Origin of the sequence: Sphingomonas sp. SORGH_AS_0879, from assembly GCF_030819175.1 — a bacterium.
Taxonomy (GTDB): domain Bacteria; phylum Pseudomonadota; class Alphaproteobacteria; order Sphingomonadales; family Sphingomonadaceae; genus Sphingomonas.
The window spans coordinates 3,791,767-3,808,651 of the sequence record NZ_JAUTBJ010000002.1; the positions used below are offsets into that span (position 1 = coordinate 3,791,767).

Consider the following 16,885-nt stretch of genomic DNA (forward strand, 5'->3'; position numbering starts at 1 on the left):
ACCGGGGGTTGGAACCATGTATAGATTTCTTTTCTGTTCCAGTATGTTGATCCTTGGCGCCGCCCAGGCGCACGCCCAGACGGCCGACACTTCGGTGCACCATGATTCCGCGCCGACCGTGGCACAGGATCGCGCGCCGGCCCAGTCGGCCGCTCAGAATGACGAGGCGGCGATGGGCAACGACATCGTCGTCACCGCGCAGAAGCGCGAGCAGCGGATCAGCGATGTTCCGATGTCGATCACCGCGCTCAACGCCGAAAATCTCGAGCTGATCGGCGGCACCGAACTGAGCAAGGTCTCCGCGATCACGCCGGGCTTCGTCATCCAGCTCCAAGACAAGTTCGCGCCGGGCTTCTCGATCCGCGGCATCACCTCGAACGACTTCCAGCCCCAGGCCGAGCTGCGCGTCGCGCTGTTCCAGGACGGCGTGCCGGTGACGCAGGCGACCGCGTCCTATACCGAGCTGTTCGATATCGACCGGATCGAAGTCGAGCGCGGCCCGCAGTCGACGCTGCACGGTCGCTCGGCGCTGAACGGCGGCGTCTCGATATACCAGAAGCGGGCTGGCGACACGCTCGGCTTCGAGGGCAAGATCGCCGGCGGGAATTACAACTACTGGTCGGCGCAGGGCGTGGTGAACCTGCCGCTCAGCGACACGCTGGCGATCCGCGTCGGCGCGCTGGCACGCAAGCGCGACGGCTTCGTGTCGGACGCCCAGTTCGACCGGACGTACAACGCGGTGAACGCGCAGGCCTATCGCTTCGCCGCGCGCTGGACGCCCGCGGACGATTTCGAGATGAACCTGATCGCCACCTATGACCGCGACGATACGCGCGGCGGCGTCCCCTTCAAGTCGCGCACCTTCCTGCCGCTCAACCAGACGACCGGCGCGATCATCGGCGACCTGAACTTCTGGACCCCCACCCATCTCGACACCTTCGGGACGTTTCGCGAGCCGCTGTTCACCCGCGACATCGTCAACATCAGCAGCACGATGGACTGGCGGCTGAGCGACAAGTTCAGCATCACCTCGATCAGCGGCTTTCGCTGGGCCGACGCGCTGCAGACCGGCGACAATGACGGCACGCCGACCAACATGATCGCCTATGAGCAGAATAATTTCGGCTATCAGGTGTCGGAGGAGCTGCGCCTCAATTTCAGCGATGTCGGCCCGTTCCAGGGCTTTGTCGGCGCCAGCTTCTTCCGTGCCGACAACGGCATGGACTTCGATCTAGGCTATGACGAGCGCGCGATGGCGCTTCTCCTCGGCGGCACGCTGCAGACGCTCGCGCCGCGCGGGCTGACCAACGCCCAGATCAACGCGATCCTGGGGCCGGCCGCGGCGGCGCTCAAGCCGTTCCACATCGATCGCCAGATCACCCGCGCCAAGATCAACACCTATGACATTTTCGGCGACGTCACCGCCGATGTGACGGCCAGGCTCCAGGTCTTCGCGGGCGGGCGCGTGACCTTCGACAAGAAGGAAGCGTCGACCCAGGGCCTGCTCCCGCTCGGCCCCAGCCGCCTCACCGGGCGCGGGCTGCTGCTCCAGCCGACCCCGAACGGCGCGGTGCTGACCGGCGAGAATGATTCGACCACCGTCACCGGCCGCGCCGGCCTTCGCTACACGCTGGCGCGCGACGTCAACGTCTATGCCGTGTACGGCTTGGGCAAGCGCCCCGAGGTCGTGCAGGTACTCAACACCGGCGCGCAGATCATTCCGGCGGAATCGCTCGAATCGGCCGAAGCGGGCATCAAGGCCCGTGCGCTGGGCGGACGCCTGAGCGGCGATCTCTCGGTCTATCACTACAAGTACAGCAATTTTCAGACGCTCGGCACGGTCAACGGCACGATCGGCACGATCAACGCGGGCAAGGCGAAGGCCACCGGCGTCGAGGCGCAGCTTAGCTACACGCCGGTCAACGGCATCCGGCTGTTCGGCAGCTATGGCTGGAACAAGGCGCGGTTCGAGAACGGCATCTATGACGGCAATCGCTTCCGCAACAGCCCGGACAACAAATACGCGATCGGCGCCGATTTCTATGCCGATCTCGGCAGCGGCCGGGTGAGCTTCGCGCCGCTCTACAGCTGGCAGTCGAAGATGTTCTTCGACGACAATAACGACCGTTCCGACCTGCAGGTCCGCACGCCCGCGAGCTTCTCCGACAAGGTGGTCGACGAGTATCAGGGCGCCTTCGGCCTGCTGAGCGCACGCCTCTCCTTCACCGGCGATCGCGACCGCTGGAGCTTCGCGCTGGTGGGCGACAACCTCACCGACGAGAAGTTCATTGTCGATGCCGGCAACACCGGCGACAATTTCGGCATCCCGACCTTCATCGCCGGCACCCGCCGCACCTATCGCGCCGAATTCGGCGTCAAGTTCTGATCCCCCCGCTCAGGAGTAAGACCATGCGCAAGACCGCAACGCTGCTCGCCGCCGCCGCCCTGTTCGCAGGCGCGGTGCCGGCACTCGCCCAGGACCGCAGCTTCACGATCGCCGCGATCCCCGACACCCAGAACTATACCGACTATACCCACCAGACCGCCGAGGGCTTCAAGTTCGACGCGGACAAGATGTTCCTCGACCAGATGGCCTATATCGCCGCGAACCTGCGCGCGAACGGCGGCGACATCGACTTCGTCACCGCGCTTGGCGATGTATGGCAGCACCAGACGCTGCAGATGGACCCGGGCCATGCCGCGCGCGGCTTCAAGCGCGTCGCCAACCCGATCCTCGACGCCCATTTCGCGCCGACGCCCAAGGTGACGACGGTGGAAATCGCCACCGCGCGCAAGGGCTATGAGATGATCGCGGGCAAGGTGCCCTTCTCGGTCGTGCCGGGCAATCACGACTATGACGCGATGTGGACCGACTCCAATCATCCGCCCGCGGCCAAGTTCACCGACATGGCGAGCCTCGGCATGCTGCATCCGGGCGGGCTGAACAATTTCCGCTCGCTGTTCGGCGCCGACAAGTCCTTCTTCAAGGACAAGAGCTGGTATGTCGCCAGCCATGACGGCGGCGCCGACAGCGCGCAGGTCTTCACCGCGGGCGGCTACACCTTCCTGCACATCGGGCTGCAATTCGACGCGCCCAACGCCTCGCTCGAATGGGCCGCGAGGATCATCGCCCAGCATCCCGGGCTGCCGACGATCGTCTCGACGCACGACTACATGACCAAGGAAGGCGAGCGCGTCGCCAATCCGATGATCGACGGCCACGCCGCCGATCCCGAGGACAACAACCCGCAAATGGTGTGGGACAAGTTCATCAGCCAGCACGACCAGATCTTCCTGGTGCTGTGCGGGCATGAGCATGGCCAGGCGATGCGCGTCGACAACAACCGCGCCGGGCATCCGGTGTGGCAGGTGCTCGCCGACTATCAGGACCGCAAGCAGAGCGCGATCGACGCGGGCGCTAAGATGGGCCCGGGCGAAGGTATCGGCGATGGCTGGCTGCGCCTGATGCGCTTCGACATGGGCAGCGCGACGCCGACGATCCGCGTGCGCACCTATTCGACGCACTACAAGAAGCAGAGCAGCGACACGCCCGATTATGCCACCTGGTACAAGGCGGCGGAAAAGCCCAAGCTGAGCGACGAGGCCTTCCACGGCGAGGACGATTTCAAGATCGACCTGACCGGCTTCCGCGCCCGCTTCGGCAATCCGCGCTGACGCATAGGGGGCCGCTCCGGCGGATCGGCCCCCAACACCCGGCTCCGGACGGTCGCCTTTGCGGGATTTGACGGGCTCAGCCGGCGGGTTGTGCGGTGTTCCAAGTAGCTCCGGGGCCCTGCCGACTGGAAAATCCATTCGAGAAGACAATGGGCTCGCACTCGACAACGCTCCGAACATGCGCCCCGCAAACCAACGGCAGGTTTGAGGATTCTCGATCAGGCTAGGAACGACTGGGACTGGGGCGCACTGCGGCCGGTCTGCTCAATGAGGTTGGAATGGCGGGTTTCGGCGTGAGCAGCCGCCCAATGCGCGCGTTGGAACGGCTTGAGCTGGTCGAAAGTGGACTGGCTGGCGGTCGATTGAACGCTGTCGTCCCGTCGACCGCCAGCGATGTGCTAGCCCTGTCAGCGTTGATGGTACGCACACCTTACGCACCAATGAGGCTGACGACGCCTCACGCTGCCGCCCGCACCACGTCCGTCGGTATCGCGTCGGCGTAGCTGCCCCCGGCGGGGATGAAGAGGGAACCGTGCAATTCGATGCCGCGCATCTGATCCGCGGCTTCCCGCCAGCGCCGGTGCGCGCGTTCGATGCCGCGTTTGATCCGGCTGCGGGACGGCAGCGGCGACGCGGTCAGGATGGCGCGTGGCCCGACCGACCAGCGATGCGTGTCGCTGAGCAGTTCGATGACCCCGTCGTCGCTGGCGAGGTAGGGCTGCACGTCCGCGTGCCAGTCGACAAGGATGTTGCCGCGGGTGGCGAGCGAGATGCCGACCGGCCCGTCGGCGATGGGCAGGTCGAATTGAACCAGCACGAAGTCGCGGTTGGTCTGCTCGACGATGGCGGCGATCTCGAGCGCCTCGGCGAAGTTCTTGCGCCCGCCCGAGGCGTAGCTGATCGGATTGCCGATGGGCGCATATTGCGGATAGCCCATGGCGAGGCGCAGGCCGACGGTCCAGGCCTGCATCGTGTCCATCGATTCAATGACGCTCATATCGTTGATCCTTCTTTCTTTTCCGCCCCTTCGAAGAGGCCATCATCACGGCTCAGTTGCAGGCCGAGGCTCCCAGGGTTTCCAGTTTGCGGGCTTCCGCCGCGAAGGTCGCGGCGAGCAGGTCGTCGGCGTAGCGCTGCCAGTCGGATGCGTAGGGGCGGTGGGCGCAATGCTCGGCGACGAAGCCGGTCAGCCGCCGCATTGCCTCCAGGACGGAGGCGGTGCCGCCGGATAAGTGGCGCCAGCGCATCAGCAGTGCCGCCGTGCTCAGTACGTCCCCCTCCGCGACCGAGCGGACCGCCGACCACTTGCCCTGCTGCATCAATTGCGAGACGAGGTCCGGCCGACAGGTCAGCTTGCCCGGGATGCCCAGCCGGGCGGCGATCTCGGCAAGGTGCGCGGGTGCGGCCCCGCCGCACATTTCGCTGCAAAGGTCGAGATGGCCCGATGCGTCGCGTCGCCACGGCGACAACAGGCCGGTGAGGCAAGACGGCAGCTGCAACCCGGCGTCGATCGCCCCGATCAGGATTTGCGGCAGGTCGGAATGGAATCCGCCCCAGGTGACGAGCTGGACATGGCCAAGCTGTTCCATGTCGGCGAAGAAGGCCTTCAGGACAGCGGCTTCGTCCTGTTCCGGCAGGCCGCGCGTTTCCAGCCGCACCGGGCGCAGGCCGTCTTCCGCCTCGATCATCACCAGCCACGACAGGGTGGTGATCCGATGGCACGGCCAGCGCGGCGTCACGCGTGGGTCGGTACGCAGTTCGCGCGGCGACAGATGCGCGGCATCGGCGGGCAGGAAACGCTCGCTCGCCTGATAGCGGGCGTGCGCTTCATGGTCATAGGCGAGTTCGGCATCAAGGACGACGACGAAGCGCGGCGTGTTGCTCTTCCAGAGCGAGGTCAGGTCGTGGTGCATGGTGGTTCTCCGGCGGGCGCGCGCGCGGCCGCATGTCGATGGGGATTGGTCAGCGGGTGGCGGGCTGCTCGCCGCGCCAGCGATCCAGCGCCTTGAGCGCGACTTGTGCGGGGTGGTCGGAGTCGTCGAAATCGCCGAATAGTCGTGCCCAGCACTGCCATCCGGCGATGGCCTCGCCGACCAGTTCGACTGCGGTGGTCGCCGGGTCCGGCAGCAGCGCGGTCGGCGTGGCCGCGTCGCATTCGTCGACGGGAGTGCCGGGGCGGCAGATGCACGGCATGAGATGCGCACGTGCCTGATGCATATGCCACGTGTGCCCGCGCGGCATGTCACGCCATCGCCCGGCCGTGTCGCCAGCGGCGGTGATGATGCGCGGATGACGCGCAGGATCGGCGAGCGCCAGCAGTCGGTGGGGGACGCGGCCCCAATTGTCCCAGCTTATTGCGGCGCCGGTCGCGGGGATGCGCTGCTCCAGCCAGTCGAGCAGATCGCCGACGGTGTCCCCTTCACCCAGGCAGCGGGCATCGGCGGAGAACTGGTAACCGCCACCATCATCCGCCACGACGGTGAGGATGCCGACGCCGCAGAGGATGCGGGCGTCCGGTCGGTGGCGGGCGGCGGGACAGGCGCCGATGGTGCGCACGGCGAGCGCGATCGACGCGGGCGCGAAACCGCGCTCCTCGATCGATAGATCAATGAGAGACATAGTTTTTCCTGGAGGTTGGCCGCGATGCGGCCGGGTTCGATCAGTCGGCGGCGGACAGCAGGTCCGCGACATGGAGCCGGGTGGCGGCGCAATCGGCTTCGCCCAGCCATTCGGCGAAGTGGCTGCTTATGGCCGTAGCGATGCTGCGGCCGACCGGATTCACCTTGGCGAGACGGCGTATGACCAGTCTGAACGTGGCGATCGCGTCGACCTGTGCGTCCTGCTCGATCTCGGCGACATTGGACTGCACCCAGTCAGCGAAGCGCCGGTTCGGATCGACCGGCGCACACAGGATCTGCGAATGGACGCAGGCTTCCTGGAGGGTCAGCGGCCCATCGTCGACGCTGGCCGACAGATCGAGCAGATATTGCTGGCCGCAGCCCGCCAGCGCGCGGAGGGCGGGCGACCATTCGGCGCCGGGCAGCCGATCGAGCAGTGCGATGGCGTCCTTCATGCGATAGCCGGTAATCGTCGCGCCTTCGGTCGTCAGGCGTTGGTCGAGCCACGCCAGCAGCGCGTCGGCGGGGTCCGATGGTCGCAAGATGTAGCTGTCGAGCGAGAAGTGGACTGTCGGACCTTGCAGGCGGGCGGTCAGGACGGCAGCGCCGATGGGTATCTGCCGATCAAGGCCGAGCCGATGGCCGACGTCGAGGGCCGCGACGTTCACGGTGGTGATGGTTGGTGTGGGAAGCATAGGGCAGTGCTCCATGCGCGCATCCTCGCCCCCATGCCGCGCGAAGCGGCTAGGGCGAGGATATGCGGACGGTGAGGATGACCGGCAGGGCCGATCGACGACGAAAATTCTGACGAGGGCCGAGCCGACGGATGCCGACCCTGTTTTTCCCTTCTTTCAGAACCTTCGCATCGTCCGTCCGTTAGGATCAGCGCCCGCAGCGCCGTTTTCTATGCCGCTAGCATGGCGGTGCCGTCCGAAAGCCTTCCAGACTGTCGCAATCCGTTAAGGATTGGGCTATAGCTTGAGATGGCCTGTGGGAGTCTGTCCTGTGGGCCGGGGCGTGGAAACCCCGCAAACAGAGCCGGCCGAAAGGCCAAGGTTTACAGGACCTAGTTCTGTGACCGGGTGGCGGACGCGTATGTCCAGAGCCGCCCGGCTTAAAGGCGTTCGCGCCTGTCTGTTTGCAGGTTTCCAACATTCCGGTCTCCAGAAGGCCGGCACCCTGGGTTCAACGGGGTGCCGCCGGCTGTCCAGCGCGCATCCCCATCGAGGAATGAAGATGGTCGGGATACGGGGGATCAGAGCGGCGTCAGCGAGCATGTTGGCGTTGACGATCGCCGCCTGCGGGGGCGGCGGCGGGATCAGCAGTGCGGGCAGCGTAGCGACGCCACCGCCGACTGGCGGCTCGACGCCGACGCCCAGTCCATCACCAACGCCGACGCCTGCGCCAAGTCCGACACCGTCGCCGAGCCCCACGCCGTCGCCGAGTCCGTCACCGACGCCGTCACCTACGCCCACGCCGACACCGGCTCCCACGCCAACGCCAACGCCAACGCCAACGCCAACGCCAACGCCAACGCCAACGCCGCCGGTCTATTCGGCGCCGGTGCCGCCGCCGGCGGGATACGTAATTACCCCATCGGACAAGCAGCCGGTCCGCTCGGTCAACGACACGCCTGAGTTCCGCCGCAACTACGGCGCTAACGAGTTCATGAACGCCCTCTATGCGCTCGACAGCGGGCACATGGGCCAGGGTGTCACCGTCGCCGTGGTCGACGACGGCGTCATGAACGTGAACGGCGAGCTCGACGGCCGCATCGACCAGACGCTGTCGAAGGACTTCGGCTATGTCGTGGCCGCCGACGGCACGCGGACGAAGCGGAGCGAGTTGGGCAGCGCGGCGTCCGACCACGGGACGGCGGTCGCCAACATCATTGCCGCTAGGGTCAATGGCAACGCGACTGCCGGCTACGCCCCGTCCGCGACGATCGTCGCGCTGCGGGTCGCCGACTGGGACGAGAAAACGCAAGGCGAGATTCTGTCGCACACCGATGAGGCCATCCGCTATGCGGCGGACAAGGGCATCAAGATCGTCAGCAGCTCGCTGGTCGGCGGCAGCGCGGGCTGGACCTCAGCGACCGAACGGCTGGCGACGACGGGTGGCCTGCTCGTCAACTCGACCGGCAATTTCGGTGGCGCTGACCCCTATAATGCGCAGTGGATCACCACCGATAACCGCAAGGCGGTCCTGTTCGTCGGCGCACTCAGCCCGGCGCTGAACAAGTACGAGATCGAGGCCTATTCCAACAAGGCGGGCACGATGAAGGACCGCACCGTCGTCGCGGTCGGCGCCAATGTGACGACGCTGGTCGACGGCACGGTCGGCGTCTTCTCCGGCACCAGCTCGGCGGCGCCGGTGGTGGCAGGACTCGCCGCCGACATCCTGTCGAAATGGCCGCAGCTGTCCGGCCAGCAGGCGGGTGACGTCATCCTTCAGACCGCCAAGGACATCGGCGCGCCGGGGCCGGACGAGGTGTTCGGCATGGGGCTGGTCGACTTCCAGGCGGCGCTGTCGCCGGTCAATCCGAAACTTTCGAACGGCAGCACCCAGACCAGCATCGCCAAGTCCGTGATGGTGGTGCCGGGTGCCGTCGGCACCGCTGCGATCCAGACAGCGCTGTCCCATGTCACTGTGCTCGACGCCTTTGGCCGTGACTTCACCGGCTCGATCGCCGCGCTGGTCGTCCAGCCGCAGGTCATGGCGGACCGCCGGATCGAACGTCGCGTCCGGCAGATGGGGCAGCAGGCGAGCCTAGCGTTCGGCGGCTTCAGCGGCACCATGGGCTATACCAGCGTCCGCTTCGGTCCCGGCCAGGATCAGGTCCGGTCCGCAGCGACGGCGGGGACCTTCGGCTATACCGACGGGACGACCGGGGTGCATGCGGCGTGGAATGCCGGCGATATGCTCCAAGCGGACGTGATGGGGCTGGCGCCTTTCGCCGATGGTGTGCTCGCCTATGTCCCGCAGGCCGGGACCAGCCTCAGCATCGATCGGGCGGTCGGTGGCGGGCGGCTCGGGCTGACCATGGCGGCGGGTCGTGCCGCCGGTAGCGCCGCGCAGGCGATGACGCTGGCCTGGAGTCGTGGTGACCTCGATCTGCGCGCCTCGTACATCGACGAGGACGGCACGCTGATGGGCATGCCGACCGGCAGTGGCGCGCTGCGGCTGGGACGCGGTGCCCGCACGGTGATGGTCGAGATGCATCACCGGATCGGCGTGACCGATGGCTGGTCGCTGGAGGGCTATGGCTCGCTGGGCATGACCCGGCTGAAGATCGACGCCGCCTCGCTCGTCACCGGCGCCACCCCGATCCTCGGCAGCCGGGTCGGCGTGCAGGCGAGCGGCGTGGTGCCTGGCGGCCTGCTGACGCTGGGGATCGCGCAGCCGCTCGCCATCGAGGCGGGGGCGGCAGAGCTGACGCTGGGCACCGGCTACGACCTTGCGACCCGCTCGGTCATGTACGGCGTCACCCGCGCCAGCCTTGCCGGAGCCCGCCGCGTCCAGCTGACCGCCGGGTACGTCACCCGCACCGCCATGCCGCTCCGCCTAGGCGTCATGCACGACGTCACCGACGGCTCCGTCGCCGCGCTCGTCGGCTGGCACACCGGCTTCTGATCCGACCGATATCACAGGGAGAGAACCACATGCGTTTGACCATTGCGCTCGTCATCGGGCTGGCCGCCGTGCCCGCTGCCGCACAGCGGGCACCGATCACCAAGTTGCTCGATAAAATACCATCCGTCTTCGGCAGTAGACCGACGCAACCCGTCATCACCATGCCGGCCACACCCGTCATTCTCGGTCTGACGCGCGCTGCCGAACGCAGCGTTGCGGGTGATCCGGTGACCTTCGATCTCGGCGGCTTCCGCCTCGGCATGAGCGAGGCGGAGGTGTCCGAAGTCGCGATGTCCCGTAAGTTGATCACCAAGGGCGCTACTCGTTTCGTCGACTTCGAAGGCCAGGTTCGCAGTGCGATCAATATCGCGGGTGGCGCTGGTGGAGCCCCGATTCGACGCAGCGTCCTCGGCGAGGCGACGCTTCAGGACGATGCGGGCGGGCGATATATGCTGCGGATGCTCGTCTGGCCGGATGGATCGCACCTGTCCGGGATCACCTATATCGCGCCACAAGGTACGGCGGCCGCCGAATGGCGGCAGATGCTCGTCACCAAATGGGGTGCGCCCCATCAGGAGAGCGGCCGTGACACCTTCTCCGCGCGCTGGGGAAAGGCCGGGCTGGATGGCTACCACGCCGACGCCGACGTCGGACTTCGTGGTGGTACGGTCGGCATTGGTTCCCCCGATGGATCATCCCAACGGCCAGCCGCGCTGGTGGCACAAGCGACTGATGCCTTCATCGCTGCCCGCGCCAGGAAGCCGACGCTGTGATGCCCGCTGCAATGAGGATGTCGTTGATGAATCGCTTCGTTATCCTGGCGATCGGCTGCGTCAGCGTGGGTGCCTGCTCGAAGACCGAAAAGCCTGAGGATGTCGCCCGCGCGTTCATCGTCGACAATGCGGCCGGGCGAGGTGCCGAGGTGCTGGAGCGGATCGACCCCGCTGTTCGCCCTCTCGCGGGGATGATGGTGGCGGCCGCGCCCAAGACGGCCACATCCGGTCCACCGCCTCATGGCGGCATCAAGACGGTAGAAGTGCTCGACACCAAGACCGTCGATCCCGATTATGCTATCGTTGAGACGGTATCGCATTTCGGTGACGGCACCGAGGTGAGCCGGACCGCGAAGCTGCGTCGTGTCGATGGCAAGTGGTACATCACCATGTGATGGACCGCTCAGCGTGACATCGTGCCCGGATCATCGATGATCGGCGTCCGGCGTGTCGCCCCACCTCCGTTACCATCCGCATGACGCGGAGAGGTTTCGGGAGATGCGGGCGGCGCGGCGGGTTGAACGCCGTTTCTCGACGATGGCGGGCGGGCTGTTTGATGCCGGCGCATCCTGCACCCCGGTTTGCCGCGCTTCCCCCGTCGGCGTGTCGGTCATCGTCAACACCGGCTTCGCCGCGGTCACAACGTCGGTCCCCGTCCGCTCGGCGAGCATCCCAAGGATGCGTTGAACCTTATCGTCATGCCGCCACGCCTCGACCAGTTCCCGCATGACGGCCGGGGCGGCCGGGACCAGCGACCAGCCCGCATCGCTCCGCACCAGCTGATCGGGGTGCGCCGTGGCATAGCTCGCGATCATGCCGTGCTCGCCGAGTTGCTGTGCCGCGATATCTTCGAGTTGGCGCTGCACCCGTTCGGTCTGAACATCGTCGTCACGCAGGCCGAAGGTCGCCAGCGTGTGCGCATCGACCTGTCGGCGACCGTCGATCGTCGGCACAGGACGGCGTTCCCTTTCGATCGTATCCAGCATCGCGGTGGTCCGGTCGGCACGGTCGTCGTGCCGGACGCGTTCGAGGAGGGCGCGACGCAGGTCATCGTCGCCGATGCCGACCGCCGTCACCGTGTCACGCTCACGCGGAGGCAGGACGGACCAGTCGGGTTCGATCCGCTTGCCGTTCCGGCGATAGGGGCGCGGTTCCGCGTCGCGCAGGATGCGGCAGGCTTCCTCGACCAGTGTACGTCGAGCGGCTTCGGCGGCGTGTTCGGCTTCCACGCGTTTCGCCGCTGCGTCGGCGGCCTTGCGTTGTTCGGCTGCACGCTGCTGGTCGAGACGATGACGCTCGCGCAGGGCGCGGCCGAGATCATCGTGCGGCAGGCTTTCGATCATTTGCCGCGCCGCCATGGGCATGGCGGACAGATCGAGGATCAGGCGGTTGTGCTCCCGCCGATAGGGCGTCGGTTCGGCGGTGAGGATCAGGCGGCGAGCCTGTTCGTGCGCGTGTTGCCGGTCACGCGCAACGAGGCGCTGGTGGATCGCTGCGGCTGCGGCGCGCTGCTCGGTTAGTTTTTGATGCAGTACCGCCGACGTGGTCCGACCTGCCACGATCGTCGCGACGCGCCGGGGCTGCATCAGCGCGGTCCGGGACGGTATGATCGGTGCCGGTACTGTGCCGATCCGCTCCGCGACCGTTCGAGCCGTGACCGCCAATGTCATCGCCGTGTTCCGCACCGCGGGCGACGGCCGATGCACGACCCGTCGCTGCTGGATACGCCGCAGGATCGCCTGGGCGTGATCGCGGATCTTAAGAACGGCTTGTGGAGCGACGGGTCGCGCGACAGCCTTTGCTCGGCGGACTCGTTCGATCATCTCGCGGGCTGACGTCGCGATGACCTTCGTGCGGGCAGTGATCGCAGCGGCGTGGGCCCGCAGGTCAGCCACCTGTATCTGCCGTTCGAGCAGACCTGTCAGCCGTGCATGGGCCTGCACCTCCCGTTCAACCCGTACCTTTTCGATCGCGAGCTCGTTGCTCTCGGCGATGACGGCATTGCGGGCGATGGCATGGACATGCTCGCCGCGTTCATGCGCCGCCATCGCAGCGGCACCGACATGCGCCTGCCGCTGGGCGTCGATGCCGCGCTCCTTGTACGTCTGATGGGTGAAGCGCTCGCGCCGCCCGGCCGCGCGGCAGGCGCGGTTCATGTGCGCGGCGGCTAGCGCCCGCATCAGCTTCAGGCCGTCCGGGTCGGTCAGGCCATTCACCTTCTCCTGCGCGATCGACCATTCATGGTCGCCGGTGCGCTCGCACGGGCGCACCGAGAAGCAGATATGCGCGTGAAAGTTGCGCTGATCGCCCTTAGCGTCCGGCGTGTGGATCGCGGCGACCCACGGCAGGCCGAGTCGGCCGAAAGTCCGCTGGCAGAAATCCTCGACCAGCGCGCGGCGCTCGACCGCGGTCAGGTCATGCGGCAGGTTCCAGATGATGCGATGCTGGACGATGGCATTGGCGCGATAGCCTTCCTCGACCGCCTCCAGCGCGCGCCAGCCTGCCGCGATCTCCTGCGCGTCCTTGCCCATGTTCGACATCGGCACGGAATCGATCGCGTCATCGCCGATCCGCTCGAGCGCGTCCTCGCGCAGAATATAGAGCGCGTGATCGGCGGGCAGGCCCGCGCGCCATTTCTTCGATTTGAAGCCGACGTAGCGAATGCGGAAGTACAAGGAGACGCGGCCGCGTTCGTCGACCATCGGCACTTGGTAGGTGCGGATGGCGCGTTTCGACACGCCGGTGAGCATCGCCATCTTACGGGACGGTGCGGCGCTGCCCGTTTCCCGTCTGTCGGCCCAGGCCATGCGGACGCGCAGCGGATGGCCCCAGGCGCGCGCGAGTTCCTGATCGAGTCGGCGGTTGGCTGCCGCCTGTTCACGCGCTGCGTCAGCGTGCCGACGCTGGCGCAGCGCCGCGACGCGGCGGAAGGCGGCGGCGACCGTGCGCTCCGCCGCCTGGATACGGCGCTCGGTCCGCCCTCCGTCCATGAGCAGGCGGAAAACACGCGCGTCCGCCCGCGCCCATATCCCTTCCTCGGTCTCCAGCAGCATTGCGCGCCCTCGATCGTGACGCCGCAGGCTGGGGGGTGGGATCAGGAGCGGATGCGCCGTTGACCGGGGTCAACATTTCTTTCGCATCCCACCCCCCAATCCCTTCCTCGACTGCGGCCTTTCGCTTCGTAGGGACCGCTGCTCACCGCCGTTGCGGGGGGCGCTCCATTTGATCGATGCGGAACCGCGCGCCGAACGCGGGTTCCGGTCCGGCGTTGCGACCGGCGGTCAATCGCACACCCACGCATCCATCTTCAGCGAAAGTGGAGCGCCCCCCGCAACGACCGGAATCGGAGGTCCGTATCGTCAGCCCGTCCATCACGGACGAGGAGAAGACCCATGGAATATGACGCCATCGAAGCCCGCCGCCGCCGCGAATATGAGGCGGCCATCGCGGTAGAACGCAGGGCTGAGGAACGGCTGGCCGAGATCAAGCGAAGGGCGCGCAATGCCAAGGGGCGATTATTGTCGACCACGCGATCGGAGCAGTGGCACCGCATGGCCCTCGCGTGGCTCGAACGCGATGTGGGATACACGGGCGAAATGGCGGCGGCACGCGTCTGGCTGCGCCACCAGCCGCTCGACGCTTATATCGAGCTGGTCGCACCCTTCGCCGCCGCGATGCCGGGCGCCACGATCATCGCGGCCGAGGTTGCGGCGGTCCGTGCCCATCTCGACGAGTGGACGAAGCGCGGCGAGGCGCTACTGCTCGATCGCGCCAGCCGCGCCTATGCGGAGGACGTCGCGGGCTTTCGCGTCTGGCAGCGTGATCATCCGGACAGCAATGCATGGCGGCGCAAGGCGATGACGAAATCGCAGGGATTCCTGATCGGACGGATGGTGGCCGCGCTCGATCTCGAGCCGCCCGCCCGGATGAATCGCGGTGAGGCGCACGACTGGATCGAACGGCATGGCGGAAATCCACGGCTCGCCGGCCCGCCGGTCGATCCCGATACCCCGCACGGGCCGCCGCCCGCCTCGGCCGACGTCGCAGCCGCGTCGACCGGCCAGGTGATCAGCGCAACCGATCGACCCTTGCTCGACGACACGAGCACCGTGGGGAACGCGGCATGACCGACATCCTCGACGAAATCCGCTCGGTCGTCGTCGGCGACCGCGTCGAGCGCTTCCAGGGGTACGACGCGCTGGCGCGTCGTGCCGAAGGCCTGATCGGCCGGATGCAGCAGATCGAAAGCGCGCTGGGTGCGAACCCGCGCGACGCGGAAGAGGAGTGGCACGATCTGGCGACCGCCGCCGAAGCGCTCGTCGCCATCACGGCGGCGCAGGAAGCGTGGCTTGCGGATTACGACGCGGCGTTGGCCCGCACGGTCGAGCAAGCGCGCGGCGACATACGATCCCTCAACATCCAGCAAGGTAACGTGAACGCGGGAGACGATTCATGAGCATCATCGACGAAATCGCCGCAGCGGTCGCGCAAGCCGACCTTGACGACGGCATCGATCCGTCGGTCGGTCTGCGGCGCGGCTGGGACTATTGGGTGCCGGGCCAGCCGCTGAGCGATGGCTGCGGCATCGCCCGCACGCCCCATCGTCTCCCGATCGATACGACGTCGCTGCCTGAAGGTGCGGTCGCGATCATCGACGGTACCATGACCGTGGCGCGCCTCAGCGGATCGGTCTGGCGGCAGATCATGGTCCGCCCGCGTGAGTCTGGTGCGGGGGAAGGCCAAGACGTATTTGCCGTCAGCAGCATGGCCGCGCATTGCGGGCGGGCCGAGCATCTGGTCACGCTGGTCGGTCATTCGCCCCGCGATCTGGCGATCTATCTCGACGACTTGCGACTGCGCGACCGTGCCGTCTTCGACCGGGTGATCGCCAAGGATCTCAAGGGGGCGGTCGCGCTGCGTCGTGCGATCGTCGATGATCCGTGGCCGGATCGTGTGCGGGGGCTGTGGGAAAAGCCCGAGGCGGATTATCTCCCGCCCTTCCTCGTCGCGGTCCTCTACAGCGAACTGGCCCGCCTGGCCATGAATCATGCCGGGCTGCTCGTCATGGCCTTCGACGCGGGCATCGAGCTTTCGACCCGTCGCCTTGTGCCGCGCATACCGCTGGCGGCCGGCCCCCATCAGCCGGCCGCCGTCAGGCGAAGCATCGAGATGCTGCCCTTTCAATCGATGGCCCTGAACGCGCCGGGGACCATCCTGCAGCGCGGCGATGCCGAAGCCGCAGCGGCCTGGGCCAAGATGTGCGCGGCGAGCCTGTCGGTGACGGCCGAGGAACGGGACGGTCTCGATATCGCGCCCGCCACCCCCAAGCAGGCCAAGGCGATCGCTCGCAATGTCGAGGCCAGCCCCGCCTTCTGGCTGGAACAACGTAAGGACCATGGATGGTCGCGCCAGAACCGCCCCGCCGCGACATATTGGGGGCTGGATTGGCGTCAGCACGCCTCGGTCGGGCTGGTGGAGATCATGCTGACCGCCCAGGACTGGAACCGCCGCTACAGGCCGGATGGCCCGAGGCTCGACACCATGTCCATGCGGCGCGTGTCCTGGGCGATCGCGACGATCAGCTATGCATGGATGGCGGAGAACAATCCGGCTGCCGCCCTCTGGCTGTTGCGGCAGGCGCAAGGCAAAGAGGTCGACCTGCCGCTCGCGTTCAGCCCCTTCGCGATGGACGATATCCTCAAGGAAAAGTCGGGCAACACGCTGCGCAAGAGCGCCCTCGCGCTGGTCGCCGACCGGCCGAAGCCCGGCGAACTCGGCTATACGGCGCGCTATCAGCCCCATTTGTGGTTGGACGATCGTGGGGACGACATCGCGCATTACCGCCATTATCAGCAGGACGCGATCGTTGGGTACCGCGAGGCGAAGGCGGGCATCCTGCCCGAGATCCTGCGGGATACGAGCCGTGTGCCCGAAGAGGTGGTCGCGGTGCTGGGACGGGCACACGGCGTGTCGCCGACCCATGGTGGCATCGGACATAACAACCCGCCATCCTCAGCCATGACCGAGGACATTGCTGCCGCCCGCGGTTCGCAGAACTTCGGCATGATGATTTCGCCCCCGTCGACTGATCTGATGCGCGAAATGCTGTCACGGAAGCCGAAGGACACGCCGAAAAAGACGAAAAAGAAGAAGGCTAAGGCCAAGAAGCGATGACCGCGTCCGTGC

The 16,885-nt window shown here is 66.9% G+C and carries 15 protein-coding genes; 10 read left to right on the forward strand and 5 right to left on the reverse strand.

The window, feature by feature from the left end:
- Positions 1-43: 43 nt before the first annotated feature.
- Both QE379_RS17750 and QE379_RS17755 read left to right on the forward strand, forming a co-directional pair.
- Positions 44-2,386, forward strand: a complete 2,343-nt coding sequence (locus QE379_RS17750) for a TonB-dependent receptor (RefSeq protein ID WP_307002518.1) — start codon at positions 44-46, stop codon at positions 2,384-2,386.
- Positions 2,387-2,409: 23 nt separating this feature from the next.
- Positions 2,410-3,675, forward strand: coding sequence for a metallophosphoesterase (locus tag QE379_RS17755; protein ID WP_307002519.1), 1,266 nt, complete (start codon positions 2,410-2,412; stop codon positions 3,673-3,675).
- 457 nt (positions 3,676-4,132) lie between these two features.
- Here QE379_RS17755 and QE379_RS17760 read toward each other — a convergent pair whose 3' ends face one another.
- Genes QE379_RS17760 through QE379_RS17775 form a run of 4 tightly spaced genes read right to left on the reverse strand, consistent with a single transcriptional unit; the run spans position 4,133 to position 6,961 of the window.
- Positions 4,133-4,672, reverse strand: coding sequence for a hypothetical protein (locus QE379_RS17760; RefSeq protein WP_307002521.1), 540 nt, complete (start codon positions 4,670-4,672; stop codon positions 4,133-4,135).
- A 52-nt stretch (positions 4,673-4,724) separates the two neighbouring features.
- A complete protein-coding gene (locus tag QE379_RS17765; protein WP_307002524.1) occupies positions 4,725-5,588 on the reverse strand; it encodes a hypothetical protein in 864 nt (287 codons plus the stop codon).
- Positions 5,589-5,637: 49 nt separating this feature from the next.
- Positions 5,638-6,294 (reverse strand): hypothetical protein, encoded by a 657-nt coding sequence (locus tag QE379_RS17770; RefSeq protein ID WP_307002526.1) that lies wholly within the window; start codon positions 6,292-6,294, stop codon positions 5,638-5,640.
- Between the two features lie 40 nt (positions 6,295-6,334).
- Positions 6,335-6,961: a hypothetical protein gene (locus QE379_RS17775; protein ID WP_307002528.1), complete on the reverse strand. Its 627-nt coding sequence runs from the start codon at positions 6,959-6,961 to the stop codon at positions 6,335-6,337.
- Positions 6,962-7,486: 525 nt separating this feature from the next.
- Between QE379_RS17775 and QE379_RS17780 the strand changes: the two genes are divergently transcribed.
- From QE379_RS17780 to QE379_RS17795, 4 genes are read left to right on the forward strand one after another with little or no spacing between them, the layout of a single operon-like run.
- Entirely contained in the window at positions 7,487-7,930 is a 444-nt protein-coding gene (locus QE379_RS17780; protein WP_307002530.1) for a hypothetical protein, read from the forward strand.
- A gap of 31 nt (positions 7,931-7,961) precedes the next feature.
- Entirely contained in the window at positions 7,962-9,926 is a 1,965-nt protein-coding gene (locus tag QE379_RS17785) for a S8 family serine peptidase (protein ID WP_307002531.1), read from the forward strand.
- 29 nt (positions 9,927-9,955) lie between these two features.
- Positions 9,956-10,699: a hypothetical protein gene (locus tag QE379_RS17790; protein WP_307002532.1), complete on the forward strand. Its 744-nt coding sequence runs from the start codon at positions 9,956-9,958 to the stop codon at positions 10,697-10,699.
- Positions 10,700-10,725: 26 nt separating this feature from the next.
- Positions 10,726-11,094 (forward strand): DUF4878 domain-containing protein, encoded by a 369-nt coding sequence (locus QE379_RS17795; protein WP_307002533.1) that lies wholly within the window; start codon positions 10,726-10,728, stop codon positions 11,092-11,094.
- A 69-nt stretch (positions 11,095-11,163) separates the two neighbouring features.
- Here the strand turns inward: QE379_RS17795 and QE379_RS17800 are convergent, their stop codons facing one another.
- Positions 11,164-13,506, reverse strand: a complete 2,343-nt coding sequence (locus QE379_RS17800; RefSeq protein WP_307002534.1) for a MobA/MobL family protein — start codon at positions 13,504-13,506, stop codon at positions 11,164-11,166.
- A 15-nt stretch (positions 13,507-13,521) separates the two neighbouring features.
- On the opposite strand from QE379_RS17800, the gene QE379_RS17805 reads away from it, so the two are divergent.
- From QE379_RS17805 to QE379_RS17820, 4 genes are all read left to right on the forward strand, one after another.
- Positions 13,522-13,815, forward strand: coding sequence for a hypothetical protein (locus QE379_RS17805; RefSeq protein WP_307002536.1), 294 nt, complete (start codon positions 13,522-13,524; stop codon positions 13,813-13,815).
- A gap of 276 nt (positions 13,816-14,091) precedes the next feature.
- Positions 14,092-14,826, forward strand: a complete 735-nt coding sequence (locus QE379_RS17810) for a hypothetical protein (protein WP_307002538.1) — start codon at positions 14,092-14,094, stop codon at positions 14,824-14,826.
- Positions 14,823-15,155, forward strand: a complete 333-nt coding sequence (locus tag QE379_RS17815) for a hypothetical protein (RefSeq protein WP_307002540.1) — start codon at positions 14,823-14,825, stop codon at positions 15,153-15,155. The genes QE379_RS17810 and QE379_RS17815 overlap by 4 nt, the downstream gene beginning before the upstream one ends.
- On the forward strand, positions 15,152-16,873 hold the full coding sequence (locus QE379_RS17820) for a hypothetical protein (protein ID WP_307002542.1): 1,722 nt from the start codon (positions 15,152-15,154) through the stop codon (positions 16,871-16,873). Before QE379_RS17815 ends, QE379_RS17820 begins: the two co-directional genes overlap by 4 nt.
- Positions 16,874-16,885 lie beyond the last annotated feature (12 nt).